At 71.9% G+C, this 15842-nt stretch carries 12 protein-coding genes; 4 read left to right on the top strand and 8 right to left on the bottom strand.

From position 1 onward, the window contains the following. Positions 1 to 78: 78 nt before the first annotated feature. From OG622_RS05675 to OG622_RS05665, 3 genes are read right to left on the bottom strand one after another with little or no spacing between them, the layout of a single operon-like run. Complete coding sequence (locus OG622_RS05675; protein WP_371573890.1) at positions 79 to 2340, bottom strand: bifunctional serine/threonine-protein kinase/ABC transporter substrate-binding protein; 2262 nt, start codon at positions 2338 to 2340, stop codon at positions 79 to 81. After that, complete coding sequence (locus OG622_RS05670; RefSeq protein WP_371573888.1) at positions 2340 to 4841, bottom strand: bifunctional serine/threonine-protein kinase/ABC transporter substrate-binding protein; 2502 nt, start codon at positions 4839 to 4841, stop codon at positions 2340 to 2342. Before OG622_RS05670 ends, OG622_RS05675 begins: the two co-directional genes overlap by 1 nt. After that, the gene (locus OG622_RS05665; RefSeq protein WP_371573886.1) at positions 4841 to 5698 is read right to left on the bottom strand and encodes a hypothetical protein; all 858 of its coding nucleotides are present in this window, start codon (positions 5696 to 5698) and stop codon (positions 4841 to 4843) included. Before OG622_RS05665 ends, OG622_RS05670 begins: the two co-directional genes overlap by 1 nt. Positions 5699 to 5840: 142 nt before the next feature. On the opposite strand from OG622_RS05665, the gene OG622_RS05660 reads away from it, so the two are divergent. The 4 genes from OG622_RS05660 to OG622_RS05645 all read left to right on the top strand — a co-directional run bounded on the left by OG622_RS05660 (position 5841) and on the right by OG622_RS05645 (position 9542). Then, a complete protein-coding gene (locus OG622_RS05660; RefSeq protein WP_371573885.1) occupies positions 5841 to 7421 on the top strand; it encodes a phytoene desaturase family protein in 1581 nt (526 codons plus the stop codon). Beyond that, entirely contained in the window at positions 7418 to 8272 is an 855-nt protein-coding gene (locus OG622_RS05655; protein ID WP_371573883.1) for a fatty acid desaturase, read from the top strand. The genes OG622_RS05660 and OG622_RS05655 overlap by 4 nt, the downstream gene beginning before the upstream one ends. Then, positions 8265 to 8879 (top strand): TetR/AcrR family transcriptional regulator, encoded by a 615-nt coding sequence (locus tag OG622_RS05650; RefSeq protein ID WP_371573881.1) that lies wholly within the window; start codon positions 8265 to 8267, stop codon positions 8877 to 8879. The genes OG622_RS05655 and OG622_RS05650 overlap by 8 nt, the downstream gene beginning before the upstream one ends. A 108-nt stretch (positions 8880 to 8987) precedes the next feature. Beyond that, on the top strand, positions 8988 to 9542 hold the full coding sequence (locus tag OG622_RS05645) for a GNAT family N-acetyltransferase (RefSeq protein WP_371573880.1): 555 nt from the start codon (positions 8988 to 8990) through the stop codon (positions 9540 to 9542). A gap of 78 nt (positions 9543 to 9620) precedes the next feature. On the opposite strand, the gene OG622_RS05640 is transcribed toward OG622_RS05645, so the two are convergent. The 5 genes from OG622_RS05640 to OG622_RS05620 all read right to left on the bottom strand — a co-directional run bounded on the left by OG622_RS05640 (position 9621) and on the right by OG622_RS05620 (position 15820). Then, positions 9621 to 10973 carry an MFS transporter gene (locus OG622_RS05640; RefSeq protein ID WP_371573878.1) on the bottom strand — a complete coding sequence of 451 codons (1353 nt, stop codon included), beginning with the start codon at positions 10971 to 10973 and terminating at the stop codon, positions 9621 to 9623. 152 nt (positions 10974 to 11125) lie between these two features. After that, on the bottom strand, positions 11126 to 11569 hold the full coding sequence (locus tag OG622_RS05635; RefSeq protein WP_371573877.1) for a hypothetical protein: 444 nt from the start codon (positions 11567 to 11569) through the stop codon (positions 11126 to 11128). 103 nt (positions 11570 to 11672) lie between these two features. Next, entirely contained in the window at positions 11673 to 13796 is a 2124-nt protein-coding gene (locus OG622_RS05630) for a SpoIIE family protein phosphatase (RefSeq protein WP_371573875.1), read from the bottom strand. 502 nt (positions 13797 to 14298) lie between these two features. After that, entirely contained in the window at positions 14299 to 14640 is a 342-nt protein-coding gene (locus OG622_RS05625) for a VOC family protein (RefSeq protein ID WP_371573873.1), read from the bottom strand. 703 nt (positions 14641 to 15343) lie between these two features. Then, on the bottom strand, positions 15344 to 15820 hold the full coding sequence (locus OG622_RS05620) for an iron chaperone (RefSeq protein ID WP_371573871.1): 477 nt from the start codon (positions 15818 to 15820) through the stop codon (positions 15344 to 15346). Positions 15821 to 15842: the final 22 nt, after the last annotated feature.

Below are 15842 nucleotides of genomic sequence, written 5' to 3'. Positions count from 1 at the left end.
TCCCGGCCCCGTTCTCGACGCCGGTGCCGCCCCTCACCCTTGACGACCAGCTCGGACGGTCGGCCTCGACGTCCCGTCTCACACATCCGCCTGCTGGTACTGCCCGAGAAAGTCGAACTCCCGGTCGACCGTGCGGAACAGGAACAGCGCGTCGTGGTTGTATCCGTTGTCCGAGGTGTACGCGACGGTGCGGCTGATGCCCTTGTAGGTCACCTCGCGCATACGGCGAACGATCGCGCCGCGTTCCGTCAGGGGCGAGTCCCCGCTCACGCACGCCTCGGCCAGGAACAGCACCGCGTCGTACGCCTCCGCCGCGTACCAGCCCGGGCGCTCCCCGTACCGTGCCTCGTACGCCTTGTTGAACGCGCGGGCCGCCGGGGTGGCCCTCGGATCGATGAACGTGGTGGCGAACACCCACCCGTCGGCGGCCGGGCCCGCGCTCTTCAAGAACCTTGTACCGAAGGCGCGTTGGGTCGCGACCCGGGCCCCGGAGAAGCCGGCCCCGCGCAGCGCCGCCGCGAAGGCACCCGCCCGCTCCTGGCCCCCGCTGAACACGACCGCGTCCGCGCGATCCGCGACGACCTTCCCGGCGAGCGCCGTGGGGTCGAACTTCCCGGCGGCGACGCTCGTGACGCTTGTGTCCCTCCCGTCACGGCTCAGTGCGCGCTGGATGAAGTTGCAGAGGGTCCAGGCGAAGTCGCCCTCGGCCCGGTCGTCGACCAGGAAAACCTTGCGGGCGTCGGTCTTGCCCGAGAGATAGACGTTGCACGGGGCGGCGAGCAACTCATCGGTCGGCGACAGTTGCGCATGCGAACGCAGCGTGGACAGGCCGGCCTCCCTGACCTGCGCCGACACCCCCACCGAGACGGAGACGACGGGCAGTACGGCCTTCGTGTACGTGGTCTCCGAGGCGAGGAAACAGTCGTCCGTGGTGGGCCCCAGCACCGCGAGGACCCGCTTGTCCGCCACCAGCCGTCGGGCACGGTCCAGGGTCCGGTCGGGCTCGCCCCCGTCGTCGTACGCCCGCAGCCTCAGCCGCAACGGCCGGCCGGCGTCGGCGTTGACGCGCGCCACGGCCAGCCGGGCGCCGTTGAGCTGGGCCCGCCCGACCTCACCGGTCGCGCCGGAGAGGTCGCCCTGGAAGGCCACGGCGAGTTCGGTGCGCGGGGCGGACGAGGGTGAGCCGGCCGCGCCGGCCTTCCGGCTGCCACGGTTGCTCCACCACCAGGCCCCGCCGCCGGCCGCCAGCACCCCCGCCGCCCCCGTGGAGCCGAGCGTCAGGAATCCGCGGCGACTCGTGCCCGGGCGACCGGCATCCGGTTTCTTCAGGGACGTCACCGTCACCGCGTCCGAGCCCACCGAGCCCGCCGGGCCCACCGGACCCTTCGCGACCGCGACCGCGCCTCCCCGCGCGGTCGAGGCCGGTGCCGACACCCGGGTCGGTTCGATCGCGCCCATGGCGAGCACCGTCGCGGACCGGTCCGCGATCAGCCGGGTCACCGGCTCCGGCAGCCACCGCTCCCGGTCGGCGGGCACGGCCGCGTCGAGCGCCGCACCGACCTCGACGGCGGTCGGCCGCCGCGCCGGATCCTTGTCCAGACACGCCCGTACGATCGGCTCCAGCGCCTCCGGGAGGCCGGGCAGCTCCGGCTCGTCGTAGACCGTGCGCAACAGCATCGCCGCGGCAGCGCCGCCGCCGAACGGCCGTACGCCGGTCGCGGCGAAGGCCAGGACGCAGCCCAGCGAGAAGACATCGCTGGGCGGGCCGACCCCCGCGCCGCGCGCCCGAGCCTGTTCGGGCGACAGGAAACCGGGGGAACCCACGACGACGCCGGTCGACGTGAGCGCCGTACCCTCCGGCGTGCGCGCGATACCGAAGTCGATCAGGCGCGGACCGTCCGGGGCCAGCAACAGGTTGCCCGGCTTCACGTCGCGGTGCACCAGCCCCGCCCGGTGGACGGCGTCCAGTGCCTCGGCGAGCCGCATCCCCAGCACGCACACGGATGCGGGGGACCACGGCCCGTGACCCTCCAGCGCCTCCGAGAGCGAGGGACCCGGTACGAACGCGGTCGCCAGCCACGGATCCTCCGCGTCGGCGTCCGAGCCCAGCAACGGGACCACCCAAGGGCTGTCCACCTGCCGGGCCACCTCGATCTCCCGGCGGAACCGGGCCCGGAACCCCGGGTCGTCCGCATAGGACGCCCGTACGACCTTGACCGCGGCGAAGGCCCCGCCCGGCGCGCGCGCCAGGAAGACGACGCCCATGCCGCCGGCGCCGAGCCGCCGCAGCAGGCGGTAGTCGCCCAGCCGCGACGGATCGGCGGTACGCAGCGGCTCCATCAGGCTGTCAGCGGCGCGGGGCCGCCGTACACGAACGCCCCGTCCTCGACACGCCAGAGGTAGCCTCCGGTGCCGTCGATGGCCGCCACGCCGTTCTTCTGGAACCCGTACGTCCTGGTGACGCCCTGGTACTTGGCGGCCCGCAGCGCGGCGAGCAGTTCCTCGCGGGTACGGCTCTTGGACGGGAGGTCCCCGAGCGACTTGAGCACCATCGAGGTCACGTCGTAGGCCTCCGCCGCGTACCGGGGCGGTGCCTTCTTCCAACGTTTCCGGTAGGCGCTCACGAACGCCTTCGCCTCGGGGATGCCCGTCGGGTCGACGACCGGTGCGACGATCGTCCACCCCTCGGCGGCCTCCTTCGCGGCCGTGAGGAAGCGCGGGTCGAGCAGGGCCGGTCCGGAGGCGCGGGCACCGGAGAAGCCGCGCTCGCGCAGCGTCCGGGCGAACGACGCGGCCCGGTCGGGCAGACCGGCGAAGGCGAAGGAGTCGGTGTCGGCGGCCAGCAGGTCGTCCACCGTGTCACCGAAGCCGGACCGCATGATGCCGACCACGCGGGGCAGGAACGGCTGCCCGGCCGATTTCAGTTGCTTGCTCAGGTTGCTGCTGACCTCCCAGCCGTAGTTGTCGGCTGCCCGGTCCACGACGACACCGACCCTGCGCGGGTGGGTGCTCCGCAGGAACGGGTCGATGAAGAACGGCAGCAGCGAGTCGGTCAGTCTTGCGTGCAGGAACGAGCGGAAGCCCTGCCCGGTGAGGGAGATGGCGCCGGGGGACACCGCGATCACGGGCAGGAGGGCTGCGTCGTACGCGGCCAGCGCGGACTGGGCGGTCGCGTCCGTGGTCGGGCCGACCACGGCGAGGACGGAAGGGTCGTCGGCGAGTCGCTTCGCGAGCCGGGCCGACTCGGCCGGGTCGCCGGCGTCGTCCACGGCCCGCACGTCCACCTGGAAGGGGGCGTTGCCGCGCGCGTTGAACTCCTCGACGGCCAGCCGCAGTCCGCGTTCCTGGGCCTTGCCCGTGGCGCTCTGGCCGCCGCTGAGGTCGCCGTGCAGCGCGACGGTGTAGGCGGGGCGCCGGGAGGCGGCGGCCGGCTTCTTGTCGCCCGAGCCGTCGTCCCGGCCCAGGGCCCACCAGGTCGTGGCGCCGCCTGCGGTGAGGAGCGCGCCCGCGCCGGCGAGCAGGATGCGACGCCTCGCGGGGGCTTCGGGCGTGTCGGTGGCCGCCGTGGGCCGGGTGTCGTCGGTGCCGGAAGCCGGGGACGCGGTGTCGTCGTCGGAGGCGGAGCGCCGCGGACCGCTCCCCTTCGGGGACCCGCCGCCCGGGGCGGTGCCCGCGCGCGAGGTGCCGACCGAGATCTCGGTGTGGTCGATGTCCGGCAACGCGAGCGCTTCGGTCGAACGCCGGGCGATCAGCCTGATGACCTCCTCGGGCAGCCAGGAGGCGGGGGCGCCGCCGGGCGTATCGGCGGGGGCGTCAGCGGGCTCGGCCGACGTCTCGCGGACCTCGGCATCGCGGACCTCGGCTTCGGCGTCCGCACCCTCGGCGGCCTTGGTGCCGTCCGCACCCTCGGCGTCCGCGGCCTCGACCGGCGTCTCGGCGGGTGCCTCACCGGACCCCGCTCCCGGGCCGTCCGCCGCTCCTCCGGGAGCCGAACTCTCCATCCCCTCCCCGTGAACCCCACCCTCCGCGGGGTCTCCTGGCAGCAACTCCCGTACGACCTCGTCCACCTCGGGCCGGAGGGACGGGTCCTTCTCCAGGCAGCGGGACAGCAGGCCGGACAGCGCGACGGGGACGCCGTCGAGGTCGGCCGGGTCGTGCACGGCCCGGTAGAGGAGCGCGTCGAGTGCCCCCGCACCGAACGGCGGGCGGCCCGTCGCCGCGAACGCCAGAACACAGCCGAGGGAGAACACGTCGCTGGGCGCGCCGATGGTCTCGCCGCCACGCCCCTCGGCCTGCTCCGGCGAGAGATAGCCGGGCGTACCGACCACGAACCCCGTCGCCGTGAGGGAGGTGTCCTCGGGGGCCCTGGCGATGCCGAAGTCGATGAGCCGGGGCCCGTCCGGCGCGAGCAGGACGTTGCCCGGTTTGAGGTCCCGGTGGACGAGCCCCGCCCGGTGCACCTCGCCCAGTGCCAGCGCCAGCCGGCCCCCGAGGATCCGCAGCCCGTGCTCGGTGAGCGGCCCGTGCGCGGCCACCGCCTCGGCGAGGGACGGACCGGGCACGTACGCCGTCGCCAGCCAGGGCGCCTCCGCGTCCGCGTCGGCGTCCACCAGCGGCACCGCCCAAGGGCTGCTGATGCGCCGGGCGACCTCGACCTCACGCCGGAACCGTCCGCGGAACCCCGGGTCCTCGGCGTACTCCGCCGCCAGCACCTTCAGCGCCACCAGCGAACCGCCCGGCGTACGCGCGAGGTACACCACGCCCATGCCGCCGGCGCCGAGCCGGCCGAGCAGACGGTGGTCGGCGATCCGCGCGGGATCGGAAGAACGCAGCCGCTCCATCAGCCCTCGCCTCCGCCCAGCTCGTATGCCACCCGGTCGAGCATGGTGACGGTGCCACGGGTCACGTACGGCTCCAACTCTTTGACGGTGTATCCCTCGGCGCCCTTCAGCGACACCGTTACGGTCACCTGGCCGAGCCGAGTGACCATCCACCGGTACATGGCCTCGCTGCCGCCGGTCAGATAGACGCCGTCCTCCAGGATCGAGTCATCGGCGTAGTTGTTGTCGCGTATGCCGCGGGGGGTGCCCACGGACATCAACTTCGCGATCCGCTCGTCGGCGCGCACCTGCTGCTCCGGGCAGCGGAGCGCCTCCTCCAGCATTTCGGACAGATGGTCGTCGGCGCCGAGCACCGTGGTGTGCACGGTCACCGTCGCCGTCACCTTGACCGTGCCGCGCTTCCCCGTGCCCGGCAGTTCGCTGTAGAGGGACAGCGAGGCGAGCACACCGTCGGGCAGTGCCCGACGCTGCCACCGGCACTCCTCGTCCAGCACGGCGGCCGTGCCTTCGGCGCTGCGGGCGAGGGGTTGCGCCCGGAAGCCCGCGCCCCAGTCCTGCGGCCGCATCGCGACCGCCTCCGCCAGTACGGCGCCCTGCCGCCTCGAGCGCGGTGCGCGATCCGGGTCCGCCTCGAAGGGCGTCACGGACGGTGTCGCCGACGGCTTTCCGCCGTCCGCCGACACCTGCCCGTTCGCGGAAGCGGAAGGCGTCGGGGACCCCGACGCCTTGGTCCCGGGCTCGTCCGCCCGTTCCGACGCCCCCACGCCGCAACCGCCGAGCAGCACCGCCGCAGCGGCCCCCGAGGCGACGGCCCTCAGCCGCCAACCACCTCTTCGTCCAGCCGACTTGTCGTCCATCCCCGTCCCCTCCACCGCGATACCCCGTGCGTGACCGGTGATCGTACAGAGGTACGCAATCCCGGCGGGAGCGGTTCCCGGGAGTCTCTTCGCACACGCCTGAACCATTGACGTGGATGAGGAACCGCTCCATTCTGAACGCATGTTCAGAACATTTGTTCAGAACGCGGGCCGTGACGCGGACAGTTGCGGCGAGGAGGGCACCGGCGGGCGGGCCGGCGGCTTCACCGGCGGCTGTGCCGATGTGGCCGTGATCGGCGGCGGGATGGCCGGCATGGCGACGGCGCTGCGCCTGCAGGCGGCGGGTCTGTCCACGATCGTGCTGGAGGCGCACGGGCACGCGGGCGGCTGCGCCGGCTACTACCGCAAACGCGGCTTCTCGTTCGACGTGGGCGCGACCACCCTGGTCGACTTCGGCCCCGGAGGTGTCGGTGGTGAACTTCTCGACAGCGTCGGGATTCCACCACTGGACGCCCAGGAACTGCCGGGCTACCAGGCACATCTGCCGGACCGCCGGATCGTGCTCCACCGCGATCAGGCCGCCTGGCACGCCGAACGGCTGCGCACACTCGGCGACAGCGAGCGGCATCGCGCGTTCTGGGACCTGCTCGACCGGCTCGCGCACACCTTCTGGCGGGCCAGCCGGGCAGGCATACGACTGCCGGTCCGCGGCCCCGCCGACGCCCTCCATGACCTGCGGGCGGTCGGCTGGTCCGGACTCCCGTACACCCGCCACCTGAACCGAACCCTGGGGGACGCGCTGCGCGACCACGGCCTGCGCGCGGACGCCGCGCTGGTCGGGCTGCTCGCCATGCTGGTCGAGGACACCGTCCACACGGGTGTCGACAACGCGCCCCTCATCAACGCGGCGCTCGGCGTGACCATCCGGGGTGCGGGCCTCAGTCGGCACAACGGCGGCATGCACGGCTTCTGGCGGGTGCTGGTCGGGCGCTACAGAGAGCTGGGCGGCTCGCTCCGGACCGCCTGCCGCGTCACAGGAGTCCAAGGTACGCCCGGTGCCTATCAGTTGACGACCCGTCAAGGTGACCTCCACGCCCGCCGGATCGTCTGCGCGGTCCCCGCCGCCACCACGGCGACGCTCTGCGCGGGGCTCCCCGTCGCCCGCGCGCTCCGGAGATACCTGCGACGCGACGCGGACGCCCTCGGCGGCGCGGCCGTCGTCTTCCTGGGCGTTCCCGAATCCGAGGTCACCGACCAGAAACTGACGCACCATCAACTACTGCAGTCCTACGACCGTCCCCTGGGCGACGGCAACAACATGTTCGTCTCCGTGTCCGCACCCGGAGACCCACTCAGCGCACCGCCCGGCCATCGCGCCGTGATGATCTCCACCCACACCGACCTCGCCGACTGGCGCGACCTCGGCCCGGCGGAGTACGAGCAACGCAAGAAGGAGACCGGGGAACAACTCCTCGCCCGGGCGCGGCGGGTGTACCCCCGGCTCGGGGAACGTGCCGTGATCGCCCAGACCGGAACGCCCCGAAGTTACGAACGGTTCGGCTTCCGTCCGCAGGGCGCGGTCGGCGGCGTACGCCAGCGCCTGGCCAACACCAACCAGCACGCGATACCGCACGACCTCGGCGGCCCCGGCCTGTGGCTGGTCGGCGACTCGACCTGGCCGGGCCTCGGCACGGTCGCCTGTGTGCTGGGCAGTCGCATCGTCGCCGAGGGACTGCTGAAGGAGAGGAGACGCGCCGGATGACTTCGTCCGACCACCCAGGACTCACCGGACCCTCAGGACTCACCGGACCCCCAGGTCCTCCGGTCCCCGGTCTGCCGACCCTGGCCGAGCTAGGCGAGGATCTGCTCGTCACCACGCGCCGGCAGCGGATCGTCGCGCTGGTCCGGCCGGGCGCCGGAGCGCTGGTCTTCGCCGGCGCGGTGTGGCTCGGCTGGTGGTGGCTGACGCCCGTGATCGTGTTCGGGATCTTCGTCGCGGTCGTGACCGTCACCCACGACGTGGTGCACCGCACGATCGGCCTGTCGCCACGGGCCGCCGACTGGGCGCTGTTCGCGATGGGACTGGCCCTGCTGGAGAGCGGCCACGCCTACCGTGCCACGCACACCCAGCACCACCGCCTCTTTCCGCATCCCGACGACCCGGAGGGCCATCCCGCCGAACTGTCCCTCCTGGGCGCGATCTGTTACGGCCCCGTCTTCCTCGTACGTCTCTGGTTCTGGTCCTACCGGCGCGGACGGGACCGCCGCTGGCTGCTGGCGGAGGCCGTGGCTCCTTTCGCCGCGCTGGTCGGGGGAGTGCTGCTCCTGCCGTACACGCCGGGGCTGCTGGTCTATACGGTGATGGCGATCGTCGGGAGCTGGGTGTACCCCCTTCTGACGGTGTATCTGCCGCATCACGACTACGGAGACACCCCGTTGACGCAGACCCGTACGCTGCGCGGGAGGATCATCCTCGCCGTCTTCCTGGAGCTGACGTACCACTTGGAGCACCACCTCTACCCCCGGGTGCCCAGCCACCACCTCCCGGAGCTGGCACGCAGACTCGAAGGCCACTTCGCGGCGCACGGAGTACGGCCGGTGCGCGTTGTCTGACACCCGTGGCACCCGGGACCGCGTCCTGGAAGCCGCTCTCGTCTGCCTGGTCCGCAACGGCTACGGCGGGACCACCGCGCGGGCGATAGCGCAGGCCGGCGGCTTCGCACCCGGAGTGATCTACTACCACTTCGCGGACCTGGACGACCTGCTGGTGGCGGCGCTGGAACGGACCAGCGGAGCCCGCATCGACCGCTACCGGGCCGAACTGTCCGGCATCGACCGCGCCGTGCCCGCGATCGCACGGCTGCGCGAGCTGTACGACGAGGACACCGAGACCGGGCACATCGCCGCCGTCCAGGAGCTGTACGCCGGGGCGAGACCCGGAACACGGCTGGCCGCCCAACTGGCCCTCGAAACCCGGAAATGGGAGGACCTGGCCGAGGAACAGCTCACGGTGCTCCTGCGCGGCAAACCGCTCGCGTCCGTCGTCCGGGTTCGCGTACTCGCCGGCGCCGCGGTGGCCTTCTACCTCGGCATGGAGACCCTCACCCACCTCGACGGCGACCGCTCCCGCCCGGCCACCCTCTTCGCCCAGGCAGCGCGGCTCGCCGCGATCTTCGACCGAGTACCCCGTCTGAAGAGACGTGCGCGCCGGGTGAGATGAGCGAACGGACGAGAGAGACGGATGGACGAGAGAGACGGATGGATGAGAGAGACGTACGGATGAAAGGGACGTACGGATGAAAGGGACGTACGGATGAGGTGGACGAACGTGAACGCACCGGTTCAGCCGGACGAAGGAGAATCCGTGGCCCGGCACCACCGGCCCCCGGCCCCCACCCCGAGGCTCGCCTTCCGGCAGATGACACAGGACGACCTCGACGACATGGCCGCGCTGCTCGGCGACCCGGACGTGATGCGCCACTACCCGCGCCCCCGGACCCGGGAGGAGGCCCTGGCCTGGATCGACTGGAACCAGGGCCTCTACCGGCGGCAGGGATACGGACTCTGGCTGGTCACCCTCCGCGCCACCGGCGAGTTCGTCGGCGACTGCGGTCTGACACCGCAGGAGATCGAGGGAGTCACCGAGTTGGAGGTCGGCTACCGCGTCCGGGCCGACCTCCAGGGGCACGGTTACGCCACCGAGGCGGCGGCAGCCTGCCGTGACCACGCCCGCGACGTCCTGCACGCGAAGCGACTCGTCGCGATCATCCGCCCCGACAACCGCCCGTCCCAACGGGTCGCGGAGAAGATCGGCCTCCCCTTCGAACGCGACGCGATCTCCCGCTCGGGCCTCCCGGTCCACATCCACGCCACGCCCCTGTGACGGCCACCGCTCCGGCTTCTCGGCCCGCGCCTCCACGCCTCCGCGAGCGAACAGGAGCTGATGCGGGGCCGAACGGTTTCACCGCGCGTCACCCGTCGCCAACCTGCCCTGCACGGTGGCGGGTTCGTCGGCACCCGAAGCTGTGCCCGACCCGCCGTCACTCCGGTGAATCAGTGCCACGCCGATCACCGCGAGCAGGGAGGCCGCCGACAGTGTGTACAGGCCGCCGTTGGTCGTGCCGGTCGTGTCCTTGAGGTAGCCGAAGAGGGTGGGGGAGACGAAACCGCCCAGGTTCCCGAGGGAGTTGACGACCGCGAGCCCGGGCGCGGCGATCCTCAGGTCGAGCCCCGACTGCGCCATCGGCCAGAACAGTGTGGCCGCGCACTTCCCGCCGACCGCGGCCAGCGTGATGGCCGCCAGGCCGAACCAGGGGGAGCCCAGCGTGGCCAGGAAGGTGCCCGTGGCGGACAGGACGAGCGCGGCGGCCAGGTAGGGGCGGCGGTCGGGGGCGCGGTCGGTGAACCGGCTCATCGAGTACATCGCGATCACCGCGCAGATCCACGGGATCGCCGACAGCAGGCCGATCTGGAACGGCGACAGCCCCCCGATCTCCTCGACCAGACTGGGCAGCCAGAAGGTGATGGCGTACCCGGTGAGGGCCATCGCGAAGAACACCGTGGTCAGCAGTGCGACCTGAGGGTGGACCAGCAGCTTCAGCCGCGACACCCTGGGGGCCCGGCTGCGCGCCTCCTCGTCCCGTGCGACCGCCGCGCCCAGCGCGTCCTTCTCCTCCGCCGTGAGCCACTTGGCGTCCTTGATGCGGGAGACGAGGAAGAACCCGGCGACGAAGCCGACGACGATGGAGAACAGCCCTTCCAGCACGAACATCCAGCGCCAGCCGGCGAACCCGCCGACGCCGTGCAGCTCCAGCAGCGCCCCCGTGACCGGGCCGGTCACGATGTACGCCGTGGCCGAGCCGCCCAGGAAGATCGCGCTCGCCCGGCCCCGGCTGGAGTCCGGCAGCCACTGGGTGAAGTAGAGGAGGACCCCGGGGAAGAAGCCGGCCTCCGCGACACCGAGGAGGAAGCGCAGCCCGTAGAACATCCATACGTTGTGGATGAAGCACATCGCCACGATCACCAGACCCCAGGTGATCATGATGCGGGTCAGCCAGACGCGGGCCCCGAACCGCTCCAGGAGCATGTTGCTGGGCACTTCGAACAGGGCGTATCCGATGAAGAAGAGCCCCGCGCCGAGTCCGTACGCGGTGGCGCTCACCCCGACGTCGGCCCGTAGCTCGTCCTGGACGAAGCCGACGTTCGTCCGGTCCATCTGATTGATCAGCAGCATCAGGACGAGGATCGGCAGCATGCGGCGCAGGAACTTGCCGACAGCACGCCGTTCGGCGTCGGGTATGACGACTTCTGACATCGTTGTCTCCCTCTGGTGGTTCACATGTGTGAACCACCATCACGTACGTAGGAATGCGGGAACCTTACGGAGGGCTCGCCTCCGGGTCAATGGGCTGGTTCCGTAGTCACGTATGTGAACTAGAGGGTGAGGGTGCTGTGGGGGAAGGGAGGTCAGTCGGCGTAGATCCTGCCCTGCTTCACCACGAAGTGGGCGGGGTCGGAGCAGCCGAGCGAAGGGGTGAGCAGCAGGCTCACGGTGAGCGGGGCGGGCTCGGTACTGGCGGTCGACAGCTGACAGACGGCACCCTTGCCCGTGAGCGGGTACCAGAACCAGCCGTCCATGTCGCCGACGGTCGCGCGGTCCGATTCCTTCCAGGCACCGGCGGACCGTGTGTAGACCTGCAGGCGCACGGAGGCGGCGTACTCGTCCTCCGTCGAACGCAGCGCCGTCAGAGTGATCTTGTAGTCGGATCCCAGGACGGACGAGGCGATCTGCCGTGTCTTCGGCGCGGCGGAGTCCGCGTTCGACGCGCCGGCGCCGGCGGCTCCGAGAGCGGCCGCCAGCAGGACGGTGAGGGCCGCGGCGGTGCCGCGACGGGTGCGGGTCGAGTTCATGTGTTCCCCCGTGGAACGAGTCGGGACAAAGGGTTGGATTGTGCCGTTCGGTGATGAAGACGAGTCAAACGGTTCAAAGGTTGTGCTGTGGCCGCCGCCGTCCTCAGGCCGAGTGGATGAGGAGCAGGGCGATGTCGTCGCTGCGCGGAGCGGAGCGGCAGGCGTGCTGGACGAGGGTGTCGGCGACGGCGTCCATGGAGCGGACGCCGGCCGGATCGGCGCGGGCGAGTGCGCGGGCGAGGTCGTCGACCGCGTCGTCCATGTCGATGCCGGGGGCCTCGACGAGTCCGTCCGTGTAGAGGGCCAGGACGGAGCCGGGCGGCAGCGGGATCTCGGTGGACGCGTAACCGGCGTCGGGGTCGATGCCGAGGAGGAGCCCGGGTGGCAGGTGGAGGGGTTCGGTGCGGCCGTCGGGGTGGCGCAGCAGCGGGGGAGGGTGTCCGGCGTTGGCCAGACAGGCGGTGCGCCTGCTCAGGTCGAGGTGGACGTAGAGGCAACTGGTGAACAGGTCGGGGTCGAGGTCGGTGAGCAGACGGTTGGTGCGGGCGAGGACTTCGTCCGGGGCCGCGCCGGCGGTGGCGTGGACGGCGGTGCGGACCTGTCCCATGAGTGCGGCGGCTTTGACGTTGTGGCCCTGTACGTCGCCGATGGTCGCGGCGGCCGTGGTGGGGTCGAGGCGGATGAGGTCGTAGAAGTCGCCGCCGATGTCCATGCCCCGGGTGGCCGGGAGATAGCGGGCGGCCACGTCGAGACCGGCGACGTGGGGCAGGGTGTGGGGCAGCAGCCCGGCCTGGAGATTGCGGGCGAGCTGGTGCTTGGCGTCGTAGAGCCTGGCCCGGTCCAGGGCCTGGGCGATCAGTCCGGCGGTGGAGATGTGGGCGGCCCGCTCCTCCGAGGTGAAGGGGTGGGGCTGCTCGTAGGCCAGGACGAGGGAGCCGACCGGGCGCCCCGAGGTGATCAGGGGCAGGAAGGCCCAGGCGGCCATGGCGTCCTGGCGGACCGCCGGGGGGTAGGCGCGCTTGAGGTCGGCGAACGTGTCGAAGAAGGCGGGGACGCCCGTGGTGAGGGCGCGCACGGCGGGGGTGTCCGAGGTCAGCGGGGCGGCGTCGAAGTGCTCCATCAGCTCGGCGGTGTAGCCGCGGTAGCCGATGATCCGCAGTCGGCCGTCCTCCGCCGTCATCAGGGCGAGCGCCGCCGCGCCGAACGCGGGCAGGACCTGGTCGGCGACCTGGTCGACCACGTCGCGTACGCCGACGGCCTCGGTGAGCGTGGCGGCCAGATGCATCAGGTGGTACAGGACGGTGGCCCGCACCGGCGCGACGGGGGACGACGGACGCGACCGCTGAGGGGCTGTGACCGGGGCGTGGGCGTGGGCCGAGTGCGTGGGCGCGATCCGTACGTTGATCCCGGACGCGTCCGGCACGAGACTGAACGACAGCCACCGGTCCGGGGGGCGCAGGGCGATGAAGGACACCGGTTCACGGCTGAGCATGGCCGCCCGGTAGCTGTCCTCGGCGGTCGGATCGTCCAGCCAGCGCAGCGCCTCCCACGGCTTGGCGCCGAGCAGATCGGGGATGCCGACGCCGAGCAGTTCGGCGGCCCTGGTGCTGAGGAAGGTGATCCTCCCGTTCACGTCGAGCGAGCAGCAGCCGCCGGGAATGCGCTCCGCGAAGTCGACGGCGGCCTGCGCCTCGGCCGGTCCCGCGATACGGGACCGCGGCGGGGGCAGCATCACCGGCTCGGCGGCCGGCCGTACCGGGTGGCCGCTGTCGGCCGCGCTCCGCAGGAGCAGCCCCAGCCGGTCACAGGCGCCGGCGATCTCCTCCCGCTCTCCGGGACTCGGCCCCGGCGGGTGCGAGGCCGGCCACTGCAGCACCAGGCCGCCCCAGGTGTCCGTGCCCGTGGTGATCGGCGCGGCGGCCAGCGTGAAGCGGTACGGCACGACCAGCGCCAGCCGTGGATAGCGGCTCGCCAGCTCCTCCTGCCCGCTCACCCACACCAGCCGGCGCTCCCGCACGGCGTCGGACACCGGGGAGGAGCCCTTCAGCGCCACCCGTGCCCAGGGCATGGAGATCTCCCAGGGGACCCCGCCCAGCATTGCCAACTGCAGCACCGGATCCTCCGGCGGCAGCAGATACAGCGCCGTCACCGACGTGCCGCTCTCCCTGGCGACCTTGATCAGAACGGACTCCAGCGCGTCCGGACCGACGAAGCCAGGACCGGGCACACCCTCACCTCCCCCGGACCGGTCCGGGGGAGCGAACAGGCAGCCGCCGCATATCACCCATATGCGGACCATACGCCCACCGTGCGGCGGCAGCATGCCGATGGAGCCGCCCATCGGTGCCCGTTGCCGCGAGGCGCCCGACACGGCGATGATCGGTCACCGGGCCGTGCCGAACGTCGTAGGTCCGGTCACTGTGCCGCGCCGTAGGTGCCGGTCTGCTGATCGGGCAACAGTCGCCCTGCCGACGGGAGGCGCGCCTGACGCGGCGCGGCCTCGACCCCCGTCAGCGACTCCTCGCCGCTGCGCATGTGAGTCTCCGACGGAGCCCTCGCTGCCGGCGGAGATCCTGCACGGCTGCGCGCGGCGCCTGGGCCGCGCGGTGCTGGAGGGCTTCGGCATGTCCGAGACCGGTCTGGGTCACGTGCAACCATCCGGCCGGGTAGGTCCGCAAGGCGAGTCGGGGACCGGGAACCGGACGTGTGCCCTTCGCCTCCCTGCCCGGTCAGACCGGGCCACCGCCGAAACCGATCTCGTTCCCGTCCGGGTCCTCGTACGTGACCTTGCGTACGCCGTTCGCGTAGGTCTCGCGGGTCCTGGGTCCCAGACCCCGACCGGCGATCCCGGCGACGCGGGCGTCCAGGTCGTCGACGAAGACGGTGTGCAGGGCCTGGCCGCCGCGTCCGGGACGGTGCTCGATGTACACATAGCGGTGCTCGGCCAGTTCCCACACGGCCTCCGAGTCGTTCGGGAAGAACGTCGGCGGGGAGCCGAACAGACGCTCGTACCAGGAGAGCGCCGCTGTGTAGTCGTTCACGGGGATACCTGCGAAGAGGACGACGGGCATGACCCCATGGTAGGTCCGAACGACCGGCATCAGGCTCCGATAGTGGCGGCGATGATGGCGGCGAGACGGTCGGGGACGGCGCGGTGCCCCTGGTCGTCGGGGTGGACGGAGTCGGTGAGGTCGCCGGAGCCCAATCGGCCCGATGTCACGCTTCCCCACGCTTCACCCCACCGACCGGCGCCGGCGCCTCGTTCAGGTGGCGCTCCGCGGCTCCCCGCATGAATGCCCGGTCGGGGAAGTCTCCGTCGGGCAACCGGAGTGGACCCGCCGTCAGCGACAGCCGCTGGGTGAGCGTGTAGAGCGCGACCCGGCTCTCGTAATCAGGACGGGGTCGTCGTCCCGGTCCACCGGCACATGGTCCGGCCCAACTCGCCATGGACGACCGCGTACTCGCTTCCCGGCCGCGCCGCAGCGGCGCGGCCGCGCAGCCCCGCTCCTCCATCTGGTCGGCGGCGTCGCGATCCTCCGGTCACGTGATGCCGCCTCGGTGAGGCAGCGCGGCGTCGCCAGTGAGGCGCTCGACCGCCTTCAGCCGTCGCCCGTCACCCAGTGCGGCCCACGCCGCCGCCCCGCCAACCGCTCTCGCGTCACCTTCCGAGGTGCCACGCCCTTCGCCCACCTTCGCGCTCGGCCATTTGGCGCCCGTCACTTGGGCGCCCTACGCGAGGCCACCGCACGATGCCGAACGATGTGTTCCGCGGTCTCAGGCCGCGGCCCTGCTGATGAGCTCGCCGATCCGTGCCTCCGTGGCGGCGGTCAGTTCCGTGAGGGCGTACGTGGTGGGCCACAGGGTGCCTTCGTCGAGCTGCGCCTGGTCGCTGAAGCCGAGCGTGGCGTACCTCGACTTGAACTTCTGCGCGCTCTGGAAGAAGCAGACGACCTTGCCGTCCCTGGCGTACGCGGGCATGCCGTACCAGAGCTTCGGCGAGAGATCCGGGGCGGTGGACCGGACGATCTCGTGCAGCCGTTCGGCGATCACCCGGTCCGCGTCCGCCATTCCGGCGATCTTCGCCAGCACATCGCTCTCCCCGTCCGCCTTGGCCGTGCGCGGGCCGCGACGCGCGGACGTCTTCAGCTCCTGGGCGTGCTCCTTCATCGCTTCGCGTTCCTCGGCCGTGAACCCGTCGAACTTGGCCTCGGCCGTGCCGCTGCTCCGGGTGGACTTCCGTGTGTTCGTCATAACGGGATTCCTCTCTCGCATC

It is taken from the genome of Streptomyces sp. NBC_01314 (assembly GCF_041435215.1).
Lineage (GTDB): Bacteria > Actinomycetota > Actinomycetes > Streptomycetales > Streptomycetaceae > Streptomyces.
Note: the sequence above shows the minus strand (reverse complement) of the source record. Positions and strands in the feature narration are given on the sequence as shown.

Coding starts and splice junctions, on each gene's coding strand:
- OG622_RS05635 (WP_371573877.1), bottom strand. CDS start 11,569: ATGAACTCGACCCGCACCCGTCGCGGCACCGCCGCGGCCCTCACCGTC.
- OG622_RS05665 (WP_371573886.1), bottom strand. CDS start 5,698: ATGGACGACAAGTCGGCTGGACGAAGAGGTGGTTGGCGGCTGAGGGCC.
- OG622_RS05670 (WP_371573888.1), bottom strand. CDS start 4,841: ATGGAGCGGCTGCGTTCTTCCGATCCCGCGCGGATCGCCGACCACCGT.
- OG622_RS05640 (WP_371573878.1), bottom strand. CDS start 10,973: ATGTCAGAAGTCGTCATACCCGACGCCGAACGGCGTGCTGTCGGCAAG.
- OG622_RS05675 (WP_371573890.1), bottom strand. CDS start 2,340: ATGGAGCCGCTGCGTACCGCCGATCCGTCGCGGCTGGGCGACTACCGC.
- OG622_RS05655 (WP_371573883.1), top strand. CDS start 7,418: ATGACTTCGTCCGACCACCCAGGACTCACCGGACCCTCAGGACTCACC.
- OG622_RS05620 (WP_371573871.1), bottom strand. CDS start 15,820: ATGACGAACACACGGAAGTCCACCCGGAGCAGCGGCACGGCCGAGGCC.
- OG622_RS05625 (WP_371573873.1), bottom strand. CDS start 14,640: ATGCCCGTCGTCCTCTTCGCAGGTATCCCCGTGAACGACTACACAGCG.
- OG622_RS05660 (WP_371573885.1), top strand. CDS start 5,841: ATGTTCAGAACATTTGTTCAGAACGCGGGCCGTGACGCGGACAGTTGC.